Annotated in this window: 17 protein-coding genes and 2 pseudogenes; 7 read left to right on the top strand and 12 right to left on the bottom strand. The window is 62.1% G+C overall.

Annotated elements, in window-relative coordinates:
* On the bottom strand, positions 1-372 hold the full coding sequence (locus ACVWVY_RS10840; RefSeq protein ID WP_456626364.1) for a VOC family protein: 372 nt from the start codon (positions 370-372) through the stop codon (positions 1-3).
* Between the two features lie 16 nt (positions 373-388).
* Positions 389-1,384, bottom strand: a complete 996-nt coding sequence (locus tag ACVWVY_RS10845; protein WP_456626365.1) for a flagellar motor protein MotA — start codon at positions 1,382-1,384, stop codon at positions 389-391.
* Between the two features lie 314 nt (positions 1,385-1,698).
* On the opposite strand from ACVWVY_RS10845, the gene ACVWVY_RS10850 reads away from it, so the two are divergent.
* From ACVWVY_RS10850 to ACVWVY_RS10860, 3 genes are all read left to right on the top strand, one after another.
* The gene (locus ACVWVY_RS10850; RefSeq protein ID WP_456626366.1) at positions 1,699-2,727 is read left to right on the top strand and encodes an SAM-dependent methyltransferase; all 1,029 of its coding nucleotides are present in this window, start codon (positions 1,699-1,701) and stop codon (positions 2,725-2,727) included.
* Between the two features lie 355 nt (positions 2,728-3,082).
* Positions 3,083-4,288 (top strand): efflux RND transporter periplasmic adaptor subunit, encoded by a 1,206-nt coding sequence (locus ACVWVY_RS10855; RefSeq protein WP_456626367.1) that lies wholly within the window; start codon positions 3,083-3,085, stop codon positions 4,286-4,288.
* A 9-nt stretch (positions 4,289-4,297) separates the two neighbouring features.
* Positions 4,298-7,453 (top strand): multidrug efflux RND transporter permease subunit, encoded by a 3,156-nt coding sequence (locus ACVWVY_RS10860; RefSeq protein ID WP_456626368.1) that lies wholly within the window; start codon positions 4,298-4,300, stop codon positions 7,451-7,453.
* Between the two features lie 375 nt (positions 7,454-7,828).
* Here the strand turns inward: ACVWVY_RS10860 and ACVWVY_RS10865 are convergent, their stop codons facing one another.
* Positions 7,829-8,911, bottom strand: coding sequence for an AraC family transcriptional regulator (locus ACVWVY_RS10865; protein WP_456626369.1), 1,083 nt, complete (start codon positions 8,909-8,911; stop codon positions 7,829-7,831).
* A 471-nt stretch (positions 8,912-9,382) separates the two neighbouring features.
* On the opposite strand from ACVWVY_RS10865, the gene ACVWVY_RS10870 reads away from it, so the two are divergent.
* Positions 9,383-9,649 carry a hypothetical protein gene (locus tag ACVWVY_RS10870; protein WP_456626370.1) on the top strand — a complete coding sequence of 89 codons (267 nt, stop codon included), beginning with the start codon at positions 9,383-9,385 and terminating at the stop codon, positions 9,647-9,649.
* Between the two features lie 81 nt (positions 9,650-9,730).
* Positions 9,731-10,927 carry an OpgC domain-containing protein gene (locus ACVWVY_RS10875; RefSeq protein ID WP_456626371.1) on the top strand — a complete coding sequence of 399 codons (1,197 nt, stop codon included), beginning with the start codon at positions 9,731-9,733 and terminating at the stop codon, positions 10,925-10,927.
* Positions 10,928-11,176: 249 nt separating this feature from the next.
* On the opposite strand, the gene ACVWVY_RS10880 is transcribed toward ACVWVY_RS10875, so the two are convergent.
* The 3 genes and pseudogenes from ACVWVY_RS10880 to ACVWVY_RS10890 all read right to left on the bottom strand — a co-directional run bounded on the left by ACVWVY_RS10880 (position 11,177) and on the right by ACVWVY_RS10890 (position 14,134).
* The gene (locus ACVWVY_RS10880) at positions 11,177-11,659 is read right to left on the bottom strand and encodes an SgcJ/EcaC family oxidoreductase (RefSeq protein WP_456626372.1); all 483 of its coding nucleotides are present in this window, start codon (positions 11,657-11,659) and stop codon (positions 11,177-11,179) included.
* Positions 11,660-12,041: 382 nt separating this feature from the next.
* Positions 12,042-12,879, bottom strand: a pseudogene (locus tag ACVWVY_RS10885) (DUF1194 domain-containing protein).
* Between the two features lie 424 nt (positions 12,880-13,303).
* The gene (locus tag ACVWVY_RS10890) at positions 13,304-14,134 is read right to left on the bottom strand and encodes a class I SAM-dependent methyltransferase (protein WP_456626373.1); all 831 of its coding nucleotides are present in this window, start codon (positions 14,132-14,134) and stop codon (positions 13,304-13,306) included.
* Positions 14,135-14,499: 365 nt separating this feature from the next.
* Here ACVWVY_RS10890 and ACVWVY_RS10895 point away from each other — a divergent pair, with 365 nt between their 5' ends.
* On the top strand, positions 14,500-15,570 hold the full coding sequence (locus tag ACVWVY_RS10895; protein ID WP_456626374.1) for a hypothetical protein: 1,071 nt from the start codon (positions 14,500-14,502) through the stop codon (positions 15,568-15,570).
* A gap of 237 nt (positions 15,571-15,807) precedes the next feature.
* Positions 15,808-15,993, top strand: a pseudogene (locus tag ACVWVY_RS10900) (transposase); the annotation flags it as partial.
* 201 nt (positions 15,994-16,194) lie between these two features.
* Here the strand turns inward: ACVWVY_RS10900 and ACVWVY_RS10905 are convergent.
* From ACVWVY_RS10905 to ACVWVY_RS10930, 6 genes are all read right to left on the bottom strand, one after another.
* Complete coding sequence (locus tag ACVWVY_RS10905) at positions 16,195-16,989, bottom strand: inositol monophosphatase family protein (protein ID WP_456626375.1); 795 nt, start codon at positions 16,987-16,989, stop codon at positions 16,195-16,197.
* 86 nt (positions 16,990-17,075) lie between these two features.
* Positions 17,076-18,206, bottom strand: coding sequence for a tetratricopeptide repeat protein (locus ACVWVY_RS10910; RefSeq protein ID WP_456626376.1), 1,131 nt, complete (start codon positions 18,204-18,206; stop codon positions 17,076-17,078).
* Between the two features lie 9 nt (positions 18,207-18,215).
* Entirely contained in the window at positions 18,216-18,941 is a 726-nt protein-coding gene (locus ACVWVY_RS10915) for a thiamine phosphate synthase (RefSeq protein ID WP_456626377.1), read from the bottom strand.
* A 2-nt stretch (positions 18,942-18,943) separates the two neighbouring features.
* The gene (locus ACVWVY_RS10920; protein WP_456626378.1) at positions 18,944-19,984 is read right to left on the bottom strand and encodes a class I fructose-bisphosphate aldolase; all 1,041 of its coding nucleotides are present in this window, start codon (positions 19,982-19,984) and stop codon (positions 18,944-18,946) included.
* Positions 19,985-20,094: 110 nt separating this feature from the next.
* Positions 20,095-21,162, bottom strand: a complete 1,068-nt coding sequence (gene fba, locus ACVWVY_RS10925; protein ID WP_456626379.1) for a class II fructose-bisphosphate aldolase — start codon at positions 21,160-21,162, stop codon at positions 20,095-20,097.
* A gap of 50 nt (positions 21,163-21,212) precedes the next feature.
* The gene (locus tag ACVWVY_RS10930) at positions 21,213-22,409 is read right to left on the bottom strand and encodes a phosphoglycerate kinase (RefSeq protein WP_456626380.1); all 1,197 of its coding nucleotides are present in this window, start codon (positions 22,407-22,409) and stop codon (positions 21,213-21,215) included.
* Positions 22,410-22,455: the final 46 nt, after the last annotated feature.

Here is a 22,455-nt window from a genome sequence, read left to right on the forward strand (position 1 = left end):
CTATCCCTGCCGCGCGTGGCAAACTGCCTCGATATTGTGGCCGTCGGGATCGAGGACGAAAGCTCCGTAGTAACTGGGATGGTAATTCGGGCGTATTCCGGGCACTCCATTGTCTTTGCCGCCAGCCGCGATGGCTTCCGCATGAAACCGGTCCACCACGGCACGGTCCTGCGCCGTGAAGGCGATATGGGCGCCCGTCTGCGGAAAACTTCGCCAACTGATCCAGAAGAAGGCCTTGGGAGAGATTCCGTAGCCCGAGGCCGTTTCGCCTTCCGCATACAGGCGCGTGATCCCCAAGGGACGCAGCGCCAGATCATAGAAGTTTCTCGATCGCTCGATATCGCTGACACCGATGGTGACGTGATCGAGCATACCACAACTCTTGTCGCTAGCTCTTCTCGGGCTGCTTGGCGATCCGTTCCAGCAGCTTCTTGATCTCGCGGTTTTGCTCGCCCTGGCCGTCGGCCCATTCGCGGATCATCTGCTGCTCGGTGCGCATATGCGCGACCAGGCCCTGGATGGCCTCGGCGAGGTTGGCCATCGCTGCCGTGGTGCTGCGGCCGCCGCCGCTCTCTTCAACCACCGTGCGCATCCGCTCCATCGCATGTTGCAATTCGCCGGCGATGCCGGACACGCCTTCGCCATATTCGCGGACAGTGGAGGCGAGCCAGTCCTCCAGATCGGTGTAGAAGCGGTTCTGCGCCTGGCTCGACTGCAGGTCGAGGAAGCCCAGGATCAGCGAGCCGGCGAGGCCGAACAGCGAGGACGAGAACGAGATGCCCATGCCGCCGAGCGGCGCGGCCAGCCCGTCCTTCAGGGTATCGAACAGGGCGCCGGAATCGCCGCCGACCTTCAAGCCTTCGATCACCTTGCCGACAGAGCCAACGGTTTCGATCAGGCCCCAGAAGGTGCCGAGCAGGCCGAGAAAGACCAGCAAGCCGGTCATGTAGCGGGAAATATCGCGCGCTTCATCCAGCCGCGTCGCAATCGAATCCAGCAAATGCCGCATGGTCTGCTGCGAGATCGTCATCCGCCCCGAGCGCTCGCCGCCGAGTATAGCCGCCATCGGCGCCAGCAGCTTCGGGCGCCGCTCGAGCGCCAGACCGGGATCGGCGATGCGGAAATTGTTCACCCAGGATACTTCCGGGTAGAGCCGGATCACCTGCCGGAACGACAGGATGATGCCGATCAGAAGCACCGCGCCGATCAGGGCGTTAAGGCCGGGATTGGCAAAGAACGCCGCGATGATCTGCTTGTAGAGCACGACCGTGATCAGCGCGCACAGCACCAGGAACACCAGCATCCGCACCAGGAAAATCCGGGGCCAAGACAGTTTGCTCAGTTCGATCTCCATTTCGGAGCGGGAGGAAGGGCCTGAGGGCATTTGCGGGTGTCATCCGTTACGAAAAAGCGGCGTTGGGGAACCAATATGGCACAGCGGGCTGGAGAAAAAAGCGGGCAAGCCGCGATTTCGGGCAAACGATGGTGGAACCTCTGCCCGAAACCCGGCTTTGACATCAGCGTATTTTGGAACGGTATGATGTCCAACCGGGATTTTTGATGACGGCCTTATGTCTCGAGGGGCCGGCGGCCGCCTCCGCAGGGCCGGCCGCCCCGTCCAGCGGCTATTCGAAGGAAGCACTTGTTGCAGGATAGGCCAGCCGCCGCAGCCCGTTCTCTGCCGAAGGGAGTGGCCACATGAGCTTCGTTTCCAGGATCATGGGCACCGCCGAACGGGTACCGTTGCCCGACGTCATCATCCGGGCCGCCATCCGCCAGCTCTGTTCCCGCACCGCCGCGCGGCTCGCCACCGGGAATGCGGAAAGCGATGCCTGGCTCGCCGACGAAATGGCGGCGCGCGCCATCGCCGAATATAGCGACGAGCCCGATACCCGGGGCGACGAGGTGCCGGCCGAGTTCTTTGCCCGCGTGCTCGGTCCGAACCGCAAATATTCCTGCTGTTTCTACAAGGAGGCCGCCTCGACCCTGCAGGAGGCCGAGGAGGAAGCGCTGCGCCAGAGCGTCGAGCATGCCGATCTGGCCGATGGGCAGTCGATTCTCGAACTCGGCTGCGGGTGGGGTTCGCTGTCGCTGTGGATCGCGCGGCAGTTCCCGCATTCGCAGATAACAGCGGTCTCCAACTCGAACGCGCAACGCGAATATGTCGAGGGCGAAGCCGCAAAGCGTGGCCTGGCCAATCTGCACGTCATCACGTCAGACGTGAACCTGTTCGCGCCGGAAGCGCGGTACGACCGCATCCTCTCCGTCGAGATGTTCGAGCACATGATGAACTGGCGCGAATTGATGACGCGCGTGCGCGCATGGCTGAAGCCCGATGGCCGTTTCTTCCTGCACATCTTCACCCATCGCTCCGGCGCCTATCTGTTCGGTCGCGCCGATGGCGAGGATTGGATCGCGCAACGTTTCTCGACCGGCGGCGTGATGCCGAGCCATCATTTGATCCGGCAATATGCCGATCTGTTCGAAGTCGAAAAGGAATGGCGCTGGAGCGGCGCGCACTATCAGCGCACCGCGCAGAATTGGCTTGAAAATTTCGACGCGCATCGCGACGGGATCGAGCGCGTGCTTCGCAAGGTCCATGGCGGCGAGACCGCGTTGTGGATGCGGCGCTGGCGCTGGTTCCTGCTCGCCACCGCAGGCCTGTTCGGTTACGCTGGCGGCAGCGAGTGGGGCGTCAGCCATTATCGGCTGAAAGCGGCGGGTTAGCCGGCCTCACTTGATTCGTGCCGGATTGCCTCGCGCTCCAGCATCTGCTGCGATCGCATCCGGCCAAACGGCAGTTTCGGGGCGGTTTGTCTTCGATCCAAACGCAAATGCTGCGATGGAACCCCGACTCACAATCGAGTGACCCCCAAAAATCGGCGCTAATTCAGCGCGATAGCGTTGTGTGACATTGGGCCGCCGCGTGACCGTATTGCGTCGCAGCAGGCTGTCCCTATCCTATCTCCATCAACCGTGAGTTCCAAAGATCTCTTAGGGCGTCTTCTTACGACGTCCTCTTGCGGCAACGTCGCGAATACTCAACTCGCGCTCTCAAACCTGAACTGGGGCAATGCTTTCAATGTCCGGACTTCGAACGCAATCGGCATGCATCGTTTTGATGTTCGCTGCGATGGCGCCGCTATTGGCCGGCTGCAACGAGCCGGTCGCCGCGACCGTAGCGGCAAAACCGGCCGAGCCCGAAGTGGGCACCTTCACCGTACGGCCTCAGTCCCGCGCCCTCGTGCGCGAACTGCCCGGCCGCATCGCGCCCACCCGGGTTTCGGAAGTACGCACGCGCGTCTCCGGCATCATCGTCGAACGTTTGTTCCAGCAGGGCACCGAGGTGAACGCCGGTGATCCGCTGTACCGGATCGATCCCAAGCCGTTCGAGGTGGAACTGCAGGCGAGCGAAGCCGCGCTGGACAAGGCTGCCGCTGCGCTCGATCTCGCCGCACAGCATGCGCGGCGCATCGCGACGCTGACCAGTCAGCGCGCCGCGCCCGAGGCGGAGAACGAAAAGGCCATCGGCGCCCAGCGCCAGGCCCAGGCCGAGGTCGGCAGCCGCAAGGCCGACGTCGCACGCGCGCGACTCAATCTCGACTATGCAACGATCCGTGCGCCGATCAGTGGCGTCGTCGGCGCCGCGCTGGTGAGCGAAGGCGCGCTGGTGGTGCAGAACGAGACCACCAGCCTTGCCACGATCCAGCAGCTCGATCCGATCTACGCCGACTTCACCCAATCGGTCTCGGAGATGCACAAGCTGCGCCGTGCCTTTGACAATGGCGATCTCGACCGGATTTCACCCGACGCGGCCAAGGTCCGCCTCGTGCTCGACGACGGAACAGTTTACCCGGTCCCGGGCAAACTGCTGTTCTCCGAGGCCAAGGTCGATGCCTATACCGGGCAGGTCACGCTACGCGGTCAGTTCGCCAACCCGAATCGCGAGCTGCTGCCCGGCATGTATGTCCGCGTCCTGATCGAACAGGGCATCGATTCCGATGCCATCGCCGTTCCGCAGCAGGCGATCCAGCGCGACGCCGGCGGCGGCAGCGAGGTCTTCGTGGTCAAGGAAGACGGCCGCGTGGCGACGCAGCCGATCCGCACCGGTGCGGTGCAGGACGGCCTGTGGCTGGTCAGCGAGGGCCTCAAGGACGGCGACCGCGTCATCGTCGACGGGTTCCAGAAATTCGTGCCCGGCGACAAGGTCAAGGCGAAGGCGTGGATGGATGCGGATGCCTCGGTTGGGACCATACCGGGCGCACCGGCGACGCAAGCCGCCCGCTGAGATCGAGATATGCCCTCCTTCTTCATTGACAGGCCGATCTTCGCCTGGGTCGTTGCGCTTTTCATCTGTTTGATCGGCGCGATCTCGATCCCGTTGTTGGCGGTCGCGCAATATCCGATCATCGCGCCGCCCTCGATCTCGATCTCGACCAGCTATCCCGGCGCGTCGCCGGAAAACCTCTACAACAGCGTCACGCGGCTGATCGAGGAAGAGCTCAACGGCGCCTCCGGCATTCTCAACTTCGAATCCACCTCGGACTCGCTGGGGCAGGTCGAGATCATCGCCAACTTCGTGCCCGGCACCGAGACGGGCGCGGCCTCGGTCGAAGTGCAGAACCGCCTCAAGCGCGTCGAGGCACGGTTGCCGCGCGCGGTGATCCAGCAGGGCATCCTGGTCGAGGAAGCCTCCTCTGCCGTGCTGCAGATCATCACGCTGAACTCGACGGACGGCTCGCTTGACGAAATCGGCCTCGGCGATTTCATGATCCGCAACGTACTCGGCGAGATCAGGCGCATTCCCGGCGTCGGCCGCGCCACGCTTTATTCGACCGAACGTTCGCTGCGGATCTGGATCGATCCCGCAAAGCTCGTCGGCTACGGCCTCACCGCCGACGACGTCAACAAGGCGATCACTGCGCAGAACGCGCAGGTCGCCTCCGGCAGCATCGGCGCCGAGCCGAGCACGCCGGAACAGAAGATTTCCGCGCTGGTGCTGGTCAAGGGCCAGCTCGCCTCGCCCGAAGAGTTCGGCGCGATCACGCTGCGCGCCAATCCGGACGGCTCAACCGTGCGGCTGCGCGATGTCGCGCGCATCGAGATCGGCGGCCTGAGCTACCAGTTCAACACGCGGCTCAATGGCAAGCCGACCGCGGGCCTTTCGGTGCTGCTGTCGCCGACCGGCAATGCGCTGGCGACCGCCAGCGCCGTCGAAGCCAAGATGAAGGAATTGTCAAAATTCTTTCCGGCCAATATCGGCTACGAAATCCCCTACAACATCACCCCCGTCGTCAAGGCCTCGATCAACAAGGTGCTGATGACGCTGGTCGAGGCGGTGGTGCTGGTCTTCATCGTGATGTTCCTGTTCCTGCAGAACATCCGCTACACCATCATCCCGACCATCGTGGTGCCGGTGGCGCTGCTCGGCACCTGCGCGGTGCTGATGGCGGCCGGCTATTCCATCAACATGCTGACCATGTTCGGCATGGTGCTGGCGGTCGGCATTCTCGTCGACGACGCCATTGTCGTGGTCGAGAACGTCGAGCGCATCATGGCGGAGGAGGGCCTGCCGCCGAAGGAAGCGACCCGCAAGGCGATGACGCAGATCACCAGCGCCATCATCGGCATCACGCTGGTGCTGATGGCGGTGTTCGTGCCGATGGCGTTCTTCCCGGGATCGGTCGGCATCATCTACCGCCAGTTCTCGGTCACCATGGTGTCCGCCATCGCCTTCTCCGCGCTGCTGGCGCTGTCGCTGACGCCGGCTTTGTGCGCGACGCTGCTGAAGCCGGTCGAAGCCGGCCACGGCCATGCGCGCAAGGGCGTGTTCGGCTGGTTCAACCGCGTGCTCGAGTCGGGCCGCGGCGGCTATACGCGCACCGTAAAGGGCTCGTTGAAGCGCACCGGACGGCTGATGCTGATCTATGCCGCGCTGTTGATTGGCCTCGGCTGGGCCTTCGTGCGGCTGCCCGGCGGCTTCCTGCCGGTCGACGACCAGGGTTTTATCACGACCGACGTGCAGGCGCCGTCGGACTCCTCCTATGCCCGCACCGAGGCCGCGGTTGAGCAGGTCGAAAAATATCTGCGCGAGCGCGCCGGCGTCGAGGATGTGACGTTCCTGACCGGCTTCAGCTTCCTCGGCCAGGGCGTGAACACCGCGCAGGCCTTCATCACGCTGAAGGATTGGTCGGAGCGGGGGCGTGCGGATTCCGCCGCCGCGATCGTCGCCGACATCAACCGCGACCTGTCGTCGATACGCGACGCCAAAATTTCGGCGCTGCAGCCGCCGCCGATCGACAACCTCGGCAATTCCTCGGGCTTCTCGTTCCGCCTGCAGGACCGTGGCCAGAAGGGCTATCCGGCGCTGGTCGCCGCCGCCGACCGTCTGATTGCGGAGGCCAATGCCAGCCGTGTGCTGCAGAAGGTCTATGTCGAGGGCCTGCCGCCGGCGCCGCAGGTCAATCTGATGATCGACCGCGAAAAGGCCGGCGCGTTCGGCGTCACCTTCGAGGACATCAACCAGACCATTTCGACCAATCTCGGTTCGAACTACATCAACGACTTCCCGAACCGCGGCCGGATGCAGCGCGTGATCGTGCAGGCGGATCGTACCAGCCGCATGAACGCGGATGACATCCTCAATTACAACGTCAAGAACAGCCGCGGGCAATTGGTGCCGTTCTCGGCCTTCGCCACCGTGCAGTGGTCGAAGGGCCCGACCCAGATCGCGGGCTTCAACTATTATCCCGCCGTGCGCATCTCCGGCGAAGCAAAACCCGGCTTCACCTCCGGCGATGCCATCGCCGAGATGGAGCGGCTTGCGGGCAAGCTGCCGCGCGGCTTCGGCTACGAATGGACCGGGCAATCGCTGCAGGAAAAACTATCCGGCTCGCAGGCGCCGTTCCTGCTCGGCCTCTCGGTGCTGGTGGTGTTCCTGCTGCTCGCCGCTCTCTATGAAAGCTGGACCATTCCGCTCGCGGTGCTGCTGACAGTGCCGCTCGGCATCTGCGGCGCTGTGATCGCGGCCACGATGCGCGGCCTGCCGAACGACGTCTATTTCACCGTCGGCCTGATCACCATCATTGGCCTGGCGGCAAAAGACGCCATCCTCATCATCGAATTCGCCAAGGATCTGCGCGCCCAGGGCAAGCCGTTGGTCGAGGCCACGATCGAAGCCTGTAGCCTGCGCTTCCGCCCGATCCTGATGACGGGCCTGGCCTTCGTCTGCGGCGTGCTGCCGATGGCGATCGCGACCGGCGCCGGCGGCGCCAGCCAGCAGGCGCTGGGCACCAGCGTCATGGGCGGCATGATCGCCGTGGTGATCCTCGCGCTGTTGATGGTGCCGGTGTTCTTTGTCTCCGTGCAGCGCGTGCTGGCGGGGGACCGGGAGAAGGTGGAGGCGGCCGCGGGAGCAGAGGTGGTCGGCCCGCCGGCTCCGGTGAAACCATAGAGCTATCATGCTCCGTGACCCCGACGTCAGGCTTCGCCGGGACTTGCGGTCTTGAGCCGTCGAGGGGCTTTAGCCCGGGCGGTGGCCGATGCATCCAGTCCGTGAACTCATGAATTGGCCGGGCTGACGCCGCGCCAGAGTCCGCAATGCCCCGATAGCCGACGTGCTGCTGCATAGCAGCGAAACGACGCAATGTGCCATAACCGGACATGAACCCGATGCCCGCGTGATATCCGCGCTTATCGCTCAGGTCGCTTGCTGAGGCCGCAAGGACGAATGAGCAAGCCAGTGCGATGGCGTAATCTGGGCTCGGTACTGCGACGGTTACTCAGCGTCGCGCGTCAGAACTGGCGCGAGGCGTATTTGTATCCCCATTCACGGATCGAGGTCACGTGACTCAGCTAGCACCCTTCCAGCACTCCGCACGCCACGCGGCGAAACGCCGAAGCGGCCCCGGAATAGTCGGTTGAAATGCGAAATATCCGAAAAGCCGACCTCTAGCGCGATGTCGGAGATTCGCTGTGCGCTGTCGTGAAGCTCGATCAGTAACGCGAACGCCCGTTGCAGCCGCAACTCATTCACGCGATCAGTGAACGACATTCCCGATGACGTCATCAGGTGCTGCAGGTAACGCGGAGAAATGCCCTGACAACGGGCGACTGCATCAAGGCTCAGCTCCGGGTCCTGAAAATGCCTGACGATGTGGTCGAGGGCGGCGCTGTGGCGCGCAGCCACAACAGCGCTCGCGCAGCTCTCGCCCAAAGGAGCGCACTCGCTGATTGCGAGCGCCGCGAGATCGTGGATGTGAGTCACGACCACATCACGCAACTTCGGGGCAGCCAGAACGCCCTCCTTCAATGCCGACTTCAGATAAGTCATGAGAAGTCGGAGCGCTTCGGTTCGGCGAGAAATCGGCCGCATGGTGAGGCTGTCGACATTCGTCACGCGCCCCGCCAGCGCGTCGCGCGGCACGGACAGACCAAACTGCAATCCTTCTGCATAGGTGACAATCGCTGGTTCAGAATGCAGAAGCGCGATTGCATCGCCGGCGCGAAGTTCGATCTCCTGGCCGCGCTGCGATAGCTTACTCCTCCTGGGAGAGCAGACGATGATGCCTATCGAGTCATCACCATCAACAATGTTCGCTCTTGAACGCTTGAAACGCATGGCTGAACCCTGCCATGCGAGTGTGCGCAAACCCTGAAGTGCTTGCAGCGTTGCTTCGACCTGAAACGGAACGTCCGATGAAGGCTCCATATCGACGTGGACTATGCATCGCCCGAACTCCTCGCGCCATATCGGGATGCGCATCCGCTCCGGAAGCCCGCGCGTCGAGAATCGAAGCGATGTAAAATCGGCTGCACACGCTGGCATGCGGATTCTCCCCGCCTTGATAAACGTTCGGCCAAAGTACTCTGACAAGTTGTTGTCAGTATCTGTAATTTGCAATTCGCGCACCGAGCTTCCGTTGCGTGGTGCGCAGAACGCCAAGAAACGACAGCGTCCGCCTGTTAGTCTCACTCATTGTGATCAAGGCCGCATGTGAATGAGCTCACGTGGCGGCGAAAAAATTAAGCAAACGTCATTGCGAAAGTGGTGGTGCCAAAAATCTCTCTTAAGACGAGATCGTGATGATGAAGCGATTTCTAGTTGTTACGATCACATTCGTTTTGAAGACTCGCTGGTCCAGCGGTGCAACTGTAGGGTCCAGCTTTACTTGTTGATCGCGGTTGATCGAAATCAACGATCTGCGGGGCGATCGACTTGCAGCACTTGGATGTCTGATCCTCTGATACCGACATCGTTCCGTACGTTTGGTATGAGATCGCAATCGCCAGCAGCAAATTCCCGCGCACTGTTCAATTTCTGCCGCGGGCGAATGGCTGAAAACGACCGCGTGGGAAGTGGTGATCAAGCGAGGGTTCGATCATGTCCGCTATACTCGACCTGCTTTACCGCGAATATTGCCGTGCCCGCCTCGCCGAAATGCGGAAACAGCTTCTGCTCTCGGTTGCCAACGACGAAATCCCGGGAGCAAATTGGGATGCCAGCGATCCTGCCCGCCCTGATGATCGGGATGCCAGCTTGGGTGACGACATCGCGACGAAGAAGCCCCAACCATCCGGTAGCAGCATCGGCTCGGTCAGCGAGCCCGCTCGGTACCTACACACCTCTGGAGGATCGCGCGCAACTTGAAACGCAAAGGCGTTCCCCACGCGTGACTCATCGGCCTGCTTCCGGTCGAGCGCGTGCTCGCACGCCGGACGGGGCAATCATATGCATGGTCGAATCCACACCTCGAAGCCACTGATCGGCGAGCTACCGCCGGAGGGGTTTGGCCGTGACCCGCGCATCGATGCCTGCCGTGGTATCGCGCTATGGTGGATCTTTCTTGATCATATCCCCAACAACATCGGAAGCTGGTTGACACTGCGGAACTACGGCTTCAGCGATGCGGCCGAAGTATTCATGTTCATCTCGGGTGTGACCTGCGCGCTGGCCTACGATAGGGCACGTCGGTGCGAGGGCTGGAGCGGCGTGATCAGGCGTTCGCTGCGGCGAGGGTGGGACATTTATGCCGCATTTCTGCTGCTCACGCTCGCTTGCGCCATCATGGTTTACCTCGCAGGCCGCGACCATCTTGCCGACGAGAGCAATACGCGTGTTCTGTTGGAACATCCGGGCGCGGCGCTCGCGCACGCTGCGGTCCTTCAATATCGTCCCGTCAACACGGACATCTTGCCGATCTTCGTGGTTTATCACGTTTTGTTCGCGCCGCTGTTGTGGCTGCTGCTGCGCGTGCCGAACGTGACGCTTGGCGCCTCGCTGCTGCTTTATGCGCTCGTGCACGTCTTCGGCTGGACCGTCCCTACTTGGCCCAACAATGTCTGGTTCTTCAATCCCCTCGCCTGGCAGCTTCTGATCGTGTTGGGCGCGTGGTGGGTCATCGAGGGGAAGAGACTGCGGCCGTGGGTGACCTCGCGCACGGCGCTGGTACTTGCCGTTCTCTATCTGGCTCTCAGCCTCATTATCGCATTGAGTTCGAGCATCAAGTCGCTCGAACCGCCGGTCCCGCAGACTTTGACGAATCTGCTTTTCCCGGTGGACAAGTCAAATCTCGGTCCATTGCGCGTGCTGCATTTTCTTGCTCTTGCGATTTTGGCCGTAAGGTTTGTGCCTCACACTTGGCGCGGGCTAATGACGCCTGTGATGCGCGGCGCGATGCGCTGTGGCGAGAACTCGCTGCCAATCTACTGCCTCGGCGTTCTGCTGGCGCTCGCTAGCCACGTGGCGCTGCTCGACATCTCAGATGGGCTTCCGATGCAGATCGCGCTCAGTCTCGGTGGAATCCTGATGATGATCGTCGCCGCGATGCTTCTGAACTCGATTAGGATCAAACCCAAGCGGCAGCCCACTCACGATGATGCTTTAGCGCATGGTGATTTTAGGTTGGTGCGTAGCCTGACTTTTTGAAGTCTAGTTGGCGCATTCTTCGGGCGCGAAGGCTTGTAGAACTACGCAAAAGCCGCGGATGGGCCGCCGCGTTGTAGCCGGTGATGTCCGAATCGGGTCATTTTCGGACCTCGGCTCGGTCCTGAACGACGTCCGCTTTCCCCCTCCGAACAGACGTGGCCCCACGCGAACGCAAGGTCCGTTTCGTGCCAGAAACCGACATGCGCAGGTATCAACCCGCGAACGAAGGCCCAGTGATGGTCTTCACGCCTATTTCGGCGGTGGCGGCAACGCTGAGGAATGATGATCGACGATAAGCCATCGCTCGCCATCCTTGACGTAGGTGAAGCTGTAGCGTGCAGGCAGGTTCTTCGTCTCGCCGTCCTTGATCCAAGAGAATGTATAATAGCCGCTGTTGACCGCCGCATTGCCGTAGACGCGGATTAACTGATCGCCGAATTCCGTTTTGATGCCGGGCACGGCCTTGGCGACACCGGCGAAATACTCGCGCACCGCTGTCCGGCCCGAACGTATTTTCGGTGCTGACGTGCCCCAGAGCACTGCATCGTCCGAATATAACGAGGACACTTTCTCCGGATCGGCAACCGCCTCGGCCCAAGCCGAGGTTGCTGCTGCTACGTCTGCCTTGGGCTCTGCCTGAGCCGTGGCGACCGACAATGATATTCCAAGACCAAACGCGAGCGCCACGATAGGAATTTCTGCCGAAGATCGCATCTCAACCTCCGTTGCCATTTCCGCGCGATCATCTGATCACAGTCAGCGGTTCCCGACCAGATGGGACGGCAGCCAAGAGGTCTGTTTTGGGTCAAAGGGCGACCTTCGGGCGCGGTGATTTAGGTCTGTTCACCCCCCAACATCGGACATCGAAAGACTGCCGCAGCACGTCCGAAAAGTGCCATAACCGGAAGTGGCCCCGCTCGCTGCGTAATTGGCGTACCAGTATTGACGACGCCGCCTGCTTTCTCTTTCGTCTGATTTTTTCTCTTAGCCTCGGCCGATTCCGCTGAACTCATACCAGTATTGACGACGGGGGCGCTGTTGTTGGAGCCGCGCTATTGGTAACCGCGGCTTACATGTTTGTTCGTCCGGCAACTCTGAACGATTGTCTCGACTCTCACCGCCTCCAGCGGTCCTGCCACTTTTTCTCGCCGATCAAACAGGGAACCCGGGGCACTTTTCTCGGCGGCTGGGACGATCCGGCGCTCGGGCGTGAGGCCCGCCACTTCGAGAACAAGCTTGGTCCGGATAGCTTCCTGGAATTTTTCTCGATCTTTGATCGTCACCATGAAGGCGCCCGGCCCGCCGATCACGCAGTCCTCGTAATAGAGATCGAGATTCTCGATATCGGTCGTCGCATAGGATGGCTCCTTCACCATGATCGGCAGACCGTTGATGGTGACGCCCTTCTGCAGGGCAGCGTCGCGCGCGCCGGTTACGGGAGCTCCGTCGTTGTTCGGTCCATCACCGGAAATATCGATAACGCGCCGCAACCCGCGATATGGGTTCTCTTCGAACAGCTGCAGTGCGAAATTAATCGCGCCAGAAATCGACGTACTCGAACCTCGGCGAACCGGCGTTTTCATGATCTCAGTGGCCACGACATCCGCCGATTCCGGGCCGTCGATCACTCGCCAGGGAAGGATGATCCTCTCGTCGCCTGACATTGACCACTCGAAATAGGTCACGGCCACCTTGCTGCTCGGCCCAGCCCTTAGAGCCTGAAGGAAATCTTTCGAGACGAAGGCCTGTGCATAGCCCTCGCGCTGAACTGCAAGTTCGTCCATGTCCATCGAATAGGAGACGTCGACGGCGATAACGAGCTCGACATTGACGGATGGTACATTCTCTTTGGTGTCAGCGAATCGAGATTTCGGGCTCGGCGCGGCAATGCCAGCAACGCCGACTATAGCTCCTGCAACAAGCACCGCCCCGACCGAGACACACCAGCGCATAGCGACCCTCCCGTCCTTTCACGAGGATGGTGCCACCCGAAACGTGCCGCGAAAAGCGGAAACACGCAATTGCCGTTCATGTTCGCAGACATCGAGGGGCGCACAGCAGAAGCGAAGCGAGCATCGGAGGAAGCGGTCTCCTGCGCACCGGCGGCATTCGACATGTATCTCCGCAAGAGAGCACCGTGGTTTCGACCCGAAGATCACCGGTCAAGGGTTTGCGCAAGGCTGGCCGGAAGGCTCGAGGCTGCGTTGAGGTCCATCGCCGCAGCCCAATCCGGACTGCCAATGATTTACACGCAAATGACCGTAATGCGTCAATTTCTGACTTCGACGCGCGTAGTTGCCAGGCCCGCTTTACCTCGATGAACGGACATCATCAGGCCACGTCGGCAGGTCCGAAAAGTGCCAACAGCGGAAGTGATCAACCGGTAGCATGCCCAGTTCCTACGTATGCTTCTTGGCGGAACGAAAACCCGCCGCCTTCCAGCATTGCCCGATCAGAAAAGCTAGCGGTCTCCAAGGCAATCGCCTTGATGGCCGCCTGACGATCAGCCTCGTCTCGGTTACTCAATAGGGCTGCCATAGGTGTTGCGAGAAGTTGGAACCTCACGTAGTCGAGCACCGACGGAAATGCGATCTGCTGCACCACGGTCTGGACTTCGACTTTGACAAATCCCGCCTCAATTAATGGCTCTCGAAGCTCGTCCGGCGCGTTGAAGGAATGCTCGCCGCGTTTGATCTTGGATGCATTCGGCCCAAGGACGCTATCGAGTGCCAACACGAATGCGTTCGCACCCGGAGTTCGTTCTATCGGACTATAGACGCTGAGTGCGACGCGACCCGACGGCGACAGCACCCTACGCATTTCGCGGAGAGCGCGGCCCTGATCTGGAAAAAACTGCAATCCCAGCTGACAAAGAACTAGGTCAAATTTTTCGGCCGGGAATGGTAGATCGAGCGCACTGCCCTCGATCCAAGCGATTGGTGCTCCCTCGCATACTAGCGTCTGAGCAACCGCCAACATCCCCTTGTTCAGGTCCAAGCCGGTAACGTGTCCATGGAGCATGCACCTGCTTGCTGAACGGGCCACAACGCCGGTGCCGCAAGCGACGTCGAGGACCTCTTCTCCTGCTGTGGGCTGGGATCGACTCACCAGATCATCTGCCCATTTTGTTGTAATCGCTGGTACTAAGTACTTTTCGTAAAGCTCCGGCGCACTACCGTCGAGTTGCCAATGGTGGTGATCAACCATTGCGAGACCCTCCTTAGCTCCTGCTTGCCATTATAGCATCAGCACTCGCTAATGTCCGGTTCGGGTCACAAGGCGACCTTCGGGCGCAGCTGATTTAGGTCTGTTCAACCTCCAACAGCGGACATCGGAAGGCTGCCGCAGCACGTCCGAAAAGTGCCAAGAACAGACATCGCCGATGGGTATATAGGATCATCGTCCACCCCGGAGAACAGCAAGTGGCCCGAATAGAAACCTTCGTATGGATCGTAACGACTTTCATAATCATTATGGCCGCCACTCCACCACGGGCTTTAGCAGCACCAGAAGCGTCTGCATGCGGGTACCTCGCCGGTCTAATCGATAAGGCACCGCCAGGGCCGTTGTTCTTGCCCAGCTATCCGACCGTGGAATCGGGGCCTCTCCATGGCGCCGCATACCTTTATGACAATGCGGTGGCCGCCGTCGCATTAGTCGGTTGCGGTGAGCGAGACAAAGCACGTCGGATCGGCGCGGCGATTCTCTGGGCCATCGATAACGACCGGACCTGGCATGATGGACGGCTCCGGAACGCTTACGCCGCGGGTGTGGTGGCGAGTGGCTCCGCCAAACTTCCGGGTTGGTGGGACAATACTCAGAACAAGTGGTTAGAAGATCGATATCAGGTGGGCAGCGATGTTGGTAACATGGCATGGGCCATGTTGGCATTGCTGTCGATTGATGATGTGAACACCGGCTCTCGGTTCCGCGATGGTGCAGCACGGCTTGGCGCCTGGGTCGCGCAATGGGCCGATACGCGCGGTACTGGCGGTTTCACGGGTGGTACGTTTGGGCACGAACCGACGCCGGAAGTGCGGACGTGGAAATCGACTGAACATAATACTGACCTCGCCGCCGCGTTTGGCCTTCTTGCGATCCGTACAGGCGATTCGCGCTGGCGCGATAAGGCAACGGTTGCTGAGTACTTCGTAAATACGATGTGGGATCCGGCATGCGCCTGTTTCGCCGCAGGTACCGCTGAAGACGGTGTCACGCACAATCCGATTTTGGCTCTGGATGCCCAGGTCTGGCCTTTAATGGCGCTCCCCGGAGCGGCCGAGAAATTTGCATCGGCAATTACTACCGCCGAACAGCGAATGAGTGTCGACAAGGGCTTTTCCTACGGTGAAGACCGAGACGGTGTGTGGACCGAAGGGACGGGCCAAATGGCTCTCTTGTTGAAATTGCTTGGCAGGACTGGGAGGGCAAGGTCGTTGATCGCTGTCATCGAATCCCAGAGGTCGCCGGATGGTGGGTGGTATGCCACAACTGCCCGCGAGTTACCGACTGGGTTCGTGCTGGACACCGATCCGACCAAGCCGCGACTCTATTTCCGATTGCCACATCTTGGCGCAGCTTCGTGGGCTGCCCTCGCGGAACGTGGGTTCAATCCCTTTACGGTGACAAAAGGACTTCCGTAGTTGAGCCGCAGTGCTTCTCGTCTCGGCCATTTCGGTCTGTTTTGATTTCGATATGTCCGCAAAGGGTCAATCGCTACACGGGCGATCCTGCGGCAAGTCCGGCCATGTCGGCTATGCCTCCGAAAGCGGAAGTAAATTCAGGGCATTGGCGGCTTCGCTAGACTAGTCTTGAGGCCGGTGCGGATTGATGGCGCTCCCCTGGACGTCATTCAAGCTTCGAAACCGGAGCCTCGAATCATGCGCTGCGAAGTCAGCGAACATGAGTGGACCGCCCTTAAGCCGATGTTGCCGAACAAGCCGCGGGTAGATCACCGCCGCGTGCTCGATGGCATCGTTTGGGTTCAGCGTTCAGGTGCGCCATGGCGCGACCTGCCGGCGACCTATGGTCCCCGCACGACTTGTTACAACCGCTTCGTTCGGTGGATGATGGTGTTGTCTCGCTGATTTGCCCGACGTGTCAAATGTCTACTTCGGCACTCGACGAGTGCCGGCTACTGTGCATGGGGTTGTTTTCAATATTTTGGCCGGGAGTGCCGAGGCTCCTCCGTGTCCTTCCGCCGCCTCCGGAAGGCTGCATCATCCGATCGCGGATGAAGTGACGGCGCGTGGCTTGGAACCGTTGCCCTACTTCCCCAGCGGCCCCAGTATCTTCACCAATTCCCCGTGCACGTACTCATTCCCGCAGACCACATGCCCGGTCTTCAGCGGATCGTCACTGCCCTCGGTGCCTGACACCGTTCCGCCGGCTTCGCGTACCATGATCTGCCCGGCCGCGATGTCCCAGGGCTGCAAATTGCGTTCCCAGTAGCCGTCGAGGCGGCCGGCGGCGACGAAGGCGAGGTCGAGGGAGGCGGCGCCGAAGCGGCGGAAGCCGGCGACCTTGTTCTGCAGCACGGCCATTTCCTTCAGCGCCAGTTCATGGTCGCCGCGGCCGATATGCGGCAGGCCGCAAGCGATCACGCATTCGTCGAGCCGGCGGCGGCCGGCGACGCGCAGCCTTTGGTCGTTGAGGAACGCGCCCTTGCCGCGCTCGGCGATGTACAATTCGTCATTGGCGGGGTTGTAGATCACGCCCGCAATGATCGTGCCCTCGCGCTGCAGGCCGATCGAGATCGCAAATTGCGGAATGCCGTGCAGGAAGTTGGTGGTCCCGTCCAGGGGATCGACGATCCAGGTGTGGCTCTTGTCGGCGCCTTCGCGGGTGCCGCCTTCCTCGCCGATGAAGCCGTAGCCCGGCCGCGCCTTGGCGAGGTCCTCGTACAGCATTTCCTCGGCGCGCTTGTCGGCCTTGGTAACGAAGTTCGCCGGTCCCTTCAGCGACACCTGCAAATGCTCGATCTCGCCGAGGTCGCGCTTGAGGTTGCGGCCGGCGCGGCGCGCGGCTTTCACCATGACGTTGATAAGGGCTGAATACAGCATGATGCGAGCTTATGGTGTGAGGGAACGGCCCAATGCCGTCAGGGGTTGGGGACTGGGTGCCCTGCAGATGTGCCGCCGTCAAGGCGTCATTTGCCGGTGGTGCCGGTCCATTTGCGCGCCGCCGCCTCGGCCTTGGCGCGGTCCTCGGGGCTGAGCTCCAGGAGCCGCTCATCGAGCTCAGGGTCGCCCTTGCCGGCGGTCTTGGCGACCAGGTGCCACTTCAGGCCCTCGATCTTGTCCATCGGCGCGCCCAGTCCGCTCACGAGCACGCGGGCGAGGCGGTTCTGCGCGATTGGCGAATTCTGCCGCGCCGCTTTGCGCAGCAGCGCGACCGCTGCCGCCTGGTTCTTCGGCGTGCCGGTGCCGTTGTACAGCGCGATGGCATATTCGACCTCGGCGTCGACATTGTCGGCCAGTGCAGCGGCCTGCAGCAGCCGCACCGCCTTGTCGAGATCCTTCGGCACGCCGGTGCCTTCCTTGTAGAAGGTCGCCAGCGCGTATTGCGCTTCCGGGTTGCCGGCGTCGGCTGCGACGCGCAGCAGTTCGGCGGCGCGGCGGGGGTCCTGCGGCAGCGTGCTGCCGTCGAGATAGAGCAGCGCCAGATTGTAGGCCGCCTTGGGGTTGCCGAGCTTGGCCGAGGAGGCCAGGAGCTTGACCGCCTGGTCGCGGTTGGTGGCGCCACCGCGGCCGGACAGCCGCATCATGGCGAGCGCGAACATGGCTTCGCGATCGCCGGCGTCGGCCGCGCGCTGGTACCACTCGGCGGCCTTCGCATAGTTGCGCTTGATGCCGAGCCCGTTGGCATAGAGCTCGCCCAGCATCGTCATCGCCTTGGCGTCGCCGTTATACTGCGCGCGCGTGATGGCGAGATCGAAGGCCGTCTTGTAGAGGCCGCGCTGATAGGCGCCGTAGACGTTGTCAACGTTCGGATCGTCGAAGGTGAGCGTCGGCGAGGGGGAGGGTGTCGGCGGCGGCGCGGGCCTGGTCGTGATCGCGGGCTTGAGCGGCGCCGCAGGCGCGGGTGCAGCCGTCGGCGTCGGTGTCGCAGCGGGCTTTTTCGCCGCGGTCGGAGCCTTCGGTTTTGGCGCCTCCTTTTTCGCAGCCGGAGGGTTCGCGGGCGGTTGCGCGGCAGGCGGCGTCAGCGAGACCTGCGCGGTGGCGCCGGCCATCGTCATCAAGAGGCTCGCAAGCAGCGATATGGGACGCAGGAGTTTCATGATCCGGCGTTATCCGCGCCCGGCTCTATCAGGGCTGGTCTTGTCAGTACCGGTCTTGTCAGTACCGGTCTTGGTTTTTCCGAACGCGGCTTCGTGCGCTTCTGCGATCGCCTGCCCGGCATCGGTCAGGGCCGCTTTGGCGCCGCGCGGGTCGGCCCAGATGAAATCGCCGACCAGCACAAAATCCGCGCCGGAGCTTGCGAATTCGGAAGCCTCCTCGCGCGAGGCGGCAAAGCCTATGCAAGGCGGCTCGAACAGTTCATCCCACCATTGCAGGCGCTCGGCGATCGCGTCCACCGAGGGCCGCTGGCCGTTGGCGTCAGGCTCGCCGAACAGCACGTAGTCTGCGCCCCGTTCGCCCGCGGCCATCGAATCGTGCCGCGTGGCAAGGCCGCCGACGCCGGCAATGCGGTCCGGCTTCAGCGATGGCAAGGCATCTTCCAGCGCGGCGAGGCCGTTCAGATGCGCGCCGTCGGCGCCCGCGCGCGCCACCAGCTCGACGTGACCGTCGAGCAGGAGCGCCGCGCCGGCATTCTGGATCACGGGCGCCAGTGTCTTCACACGCGAAATCATGGTGCGCTGGTCAGTCTGCTTCAGCCGCAGCAGCACCGCGGCGACGTCGGCCGCGGCCAATAGCTCCGGAAGCAGGCTTGCGAGCTGCGACGGATCGTCCACCTCTGACGTCGCGAGATAGAGGCGCGGCGCCGGCCGCAACGGAACGGATTTATTAGCCAAGTCTAGGCGACCTTCTTTTCAAGGCCGGTTTCCCACTCGCCCTTGCTCGCCAGCGCGTTCATCTGCGCACGGTGCGTGAAGGCGCGCTGGCCCGCGGCGACATTCTCGGCCTTACCCGACCATGCCTTTTGCGGCGCCGCCTGCAGCGCCCGGCCATAGGAGAAGGTCAGCCGCCAAGGCATGCCGCCGATCCGGTTCATGGCATTCAGATGCGCGGTCGCGTCCTCGTCGGATTGCCCGCCGGAAAGGAAGGCGATGCCCGGCACGGCCGCGGGCACGCACGCCTTCAGCATGCGCACGGTCTTCTCCGCGACTTCCTCGACGGAAGCCTGCCTCGCGCACTTCTTGCCTGAAATGGCCATGTTGGGCTTCAGCACCATGCCTTCGAGTTCGACGCGCTGCACCCGCAATTCCTGGAACGTCTTGTTCAGAACGCGCTGGGTGACGTCGTAGCAGCGGTCGATGTCGTGATCGCCATCCATCAGCACTTCCGGCTCCACGATAGGCACGATCTGCGCCGCCTGGCACAGCGCCGCATAGCGCGCCAGCGCATGCGCGTTGACGCTGATTGCGGTCATGGTGGGAATGCCCCGGCCGTCAGTGCCGCTGCCAATATCGATCACTGCGCGCCATTTGGCGAAGCGCGCACCGCGCTCGTAATATTTCTTCAGCCGCTCGGCGAGCTTGTCGAGGCCGACAGTCACCAGTTCGCCCGGACATTGCGGCAAGCCTTGCGTCCCCTCATCCACCTTGATGCCGGGGATCGCACCGGACTGCTCGATCAGCTTGACCAGCGGCGTGCCGTCCTTCGCGTTCTGCCAGATCGTCTCGTCGTACAGGATCACGCCCGAGACGTATTTGCTCATCGCCTCGGTGGAGCGGAACAGCATCTCGCGATAGTCGCGGCGCGTCTCCTCGGTCGATTCGACCTTGATGGCGTCAAAACGCTTCTTGATCGTGCCCGAGGATTCGTCGGCGGCGAGAATGCCCTTGCCCGGGGTGACCATGGCGAGGGCAACCTTGTTGAGGTCAGCAAGATTCATCGAAGTTCTCCAGTAACATCATGCCCTTGCGCACCAAAATAGGCGGTTCTCGGGCAATTGCCTAGAAAACGTTCGTCGCACCGGGGGCGTTTGCAGGGCGCGGGTGCCGGTCAGGCCACCCGCGGGTCGAGTTCGCCCTTGGTGTAACGCTTGGCCATTTCGGCCGTCGTCAGCACCTTCTTGATCTTGCTGGCCTGGCCTGCGGTATTGAATTCCTGCAGCCGCTGCTTGCACAGCTTGGCCATCGCTTCCATCGCCGGCTTGAGATACTTGCGCGGATCGAACTCTTCCGGATTGTCCTTCAGAACCTTGCGGATCTGGCCGGTCATCGCCATGCGGTTGTCGGTGTCGATGTTGATCTTGCGCACGCCGTTCTTGATGCCGCGCTGAATTTCGGAAACCGGCACGCCCCAGGTCGGCTTCATCTTGCCGCCATTGGCGTTGATGATCTCCTGCAGGTCTTGCGGCACCGAGGACGAGCCATGCATCACCAGATGCGTGTTCGGCAGCTTGCGATGGATCTCCTCGATCACCTTCATGGCGAGGATGTCGCCGTCCGGCTTGCGGGTGAACTTGTAGGCGCCGTGCGAAGTGCCCATCGCGATCGCCAGCGCATCGACCTTTGTTTCTTTCACGAACTTCACGGCTTCGTCGGGATTGGTCAGCAACTGGTCGTGCGAGAGCTTGCCTTCGGCGCCGTGGCCGTCTTCCTTGTCGCCCATGCCGGTCTCGAGCGAGCCGAGCACGCCGAGTTCGCCTTCCACCGAGATGCCGCCCAGATGGGCCATGTCGGTGACGGTCTTGGTCACGCCGACATTGTAGTCCCAATCGCCGGGGGTCTTGCCGTCGGCCTTCAGCGAGCCGTCCATCATGACCGAGGTGAAGCCGGCCTGGATCGCGGTCATGCAGGTCGCGGGTTCGTTGCCGTGATCGAGATGCACGCAGACCGGGATCTGCGGATAGATTTCGGTGACCGCGTCCATCATGTGCTTGAGCATCACGTCGTTGGCGTAGGAGCGCGCGCCGCGCGAGGCCTGGATGATGACGGGCGCATCGAGCGAGGAGGCGGCCTCCATGATGGCCAGCGCCTGCTCCATGTTGTTGATGTTGAAGGCCGGCACCCCGTAATCGTGCTCTGCCGCATGATCGAGCAGTTGACGCAAGGTAATGCGAGCCATTCAAATTCTCCTGTATTTGCCGCGCCTTTGGCGCTCCACTAATTTCGGTACTAACGTAGTTTGAGAACTTCGACGCCGGGCAGCGGTTTGCCCTCCATCCATTCGAGAAACGCGCCGCCGGCCGTCGAAACATAGGAAAAATCGTCGGCCACGCCGGCCTGGTTCAGCGCCGCGACGGTGTCGCCGCCGCCGGCGACCGAAACCAGTTTCCTGGCCCTGGTCCGGTCGGCCGCATGCTTGGCAGCCACCATGGTGCCGCGATCGAACGGCGTCATTTCGAACGCGCCGAGCGGGCCGTTCCAGACCAGTGTCTTGGCGTCGTCGATCGCGGAATGAATCCGCGCGATCGATTGCGGCCCGACGTCGAGGATCATGCCGTCGGCCGGAATCGCATCGAGCCCATAGGCGTGCGAGGGCGAGTTGGCCGCGAAGTGATAGGCGACCACGGCGTCGACGGGGAGGATGATGGCGCAGTTCGCAGCCTCGGCCTTTTCCATGATGCGCAGCGCGGTTGCCGCGAGATCTTTCTCAGCCAGCGACTTGCCGACGCCGACACCCTGCGCGTGCAGGAAGGTGTTGGCCATGCCGCCGCCGATGACCAGCGCATCGACTTTTGTCACGAGGTTTTCGAGCAGGTCGATCTTGGTCGATACCTTGGCGCCACCGATGATCGCGATGACCGGCTTGGTCGGCGCTTCCAGCGCCTTCTCAAGCGCAGTGAGCTCGGCCTGCATGGTGCGGCCGGCATAGGCGGGCAGCTTGTGGCCGAGGCCTTCGGTCGTGGCATGCGCGCGGTGCGCGGCCGAGAAGGCATCGTTGACCCAGATGTCACCGAGCTTTGCCAACTCAGCTACGAACGCCGGATCGTTCTTCTCTTCCTCTTTATGGAAGCGGGTGTTCTCCAGACAGAGGATGTCGCCGTCCTTCATCGCAGCCACGGCCTTGGCCGCGGCCTCGCCGATGCAGTCGTCGGCGAAGGCGACCGGCTTCTTGATGACGTGCCCCAGCGCCGCCGCGACGGGTTTGAGCGAATCCTTGGCGTCGCGTCCCTTCGGCCGGCCGAAATGGGCGAGCAGGATGACCTTGCCGCCCTTGTACGAAATCTCGGTGATGGTCGGCGCGACGCGCTCGAGCCTGGTCGCGTCGGAAACGCGGCCGTTTTCCATGGGTACGTTGAGGTCGACGCGCAGCAGCACGCGCTTGCCCTTCACGTCGACGTCATCGAGGGTGCGGAATGTTTTCGGCATTGGCGCTCTCTTGTCCCGGGCGCTGCGCAGCGCGAAGCGTTGCGCT

This window comes from Bradyrhizobium sp. URHC0002 (genome assembly GCF_054059515.1).

Coding starts and splice junctions, on each gene's coding strand:
- ACVWVY_RS10840 (WP_456626364.1), bottom strand. CDS start 372: ATGCTCGATCACGTCACCATCGGTGTCAGCGATATCGAGCGATCGAGA.
- ACVWVY_RS10845 (WP_456626365.1), bottom strand. CDS start 1,384: ATGCCCTCAGGCCCTTCCTCCCGCTCCGAAATGGAGATCGAACTGAGC.
- ACVWVY_RS10850 (WP_456626366.1), top strand. CDS start 1,699: ATGAGCTTCGTTTCCAGGATCATGGGCACCGCCGAACGGGTACCGTTG.
- ACVWVY_RS10855 (WP_456626367.1), top strand. CDS start 3,083: ATGTCCGGACTTCGAACGCAATCGGCATGCATCGTTTTGATGTTCGCT.
- ACVWVY_RS10860 (WP_456626368.1), top strand. CDS start 4,298: ATGCCCTCCTTCTTCATTGACAGGCCGATCTTCGCCTGGGTCGTTGCG.
- ACVWVY_RS10870 (WP_456626370.1), top strand. CDS start 9,383: ATGTCCGCTATACTCGACCTGCTTTACCGCGAATATTGCCGTGCCCGC.
- ACVWVY_RS10875 (WP_456626371.1), top strand. CDS start 9,731: ATGCATGGTCGAATCCACACCTCGAAGCCACTGATCGGCGAGCTACCG.
- ACVWVY_RS10880 (WP_456626372.1), bottom strand. CDS start 11,659: ATGGCAACGGAGGTTGAGATGCGATCTTCGGCAGAAATTCCTATCGTG.
- ACVWVY_RS10890 (WP_456626373.1), bottom strand. CDS start 14,134: ATGGTTGATCACCACCATTGGCAACTCGACGGTAGTGCGCCGGAGCTT.
- ACVWVY_RS10905 (WP_456626375.1), bottom strand. CDS start 16,989: ATGCTGTATTCAGCCCTTATCAACGTCATGGTGAAAGCCGCGCGCCGC.
- ACVWVY_RS10910 (WP_456626376.1), bottom strand. CDS start 18,206: ATGAAACTCCTGCGTCCCATATCGCTGCTTGCGAGCCTCTTGATGACG.
- ACVWVY_RS10920 (WP_456626378.1), bottom strand. CDS start 19,984: ATGAATCTTGCTGACCTCAACAAGGTTGCCCTCGCCATGGTCACCCCG.
- fba (WP_456626379.1), bottom strand. CDS start 21,162: ATGGCTCGCATTACCTTGCGTCAACTGCTCGATCATGCGGCAGAGCAC.
- ACVWVY_RS10930 (WP_456626380.1), bottom strand. CDS start 22,409: ATGCCGAAAACATTCCGCACCCTCGATGACGTCGACGTGAAGGGCAAG.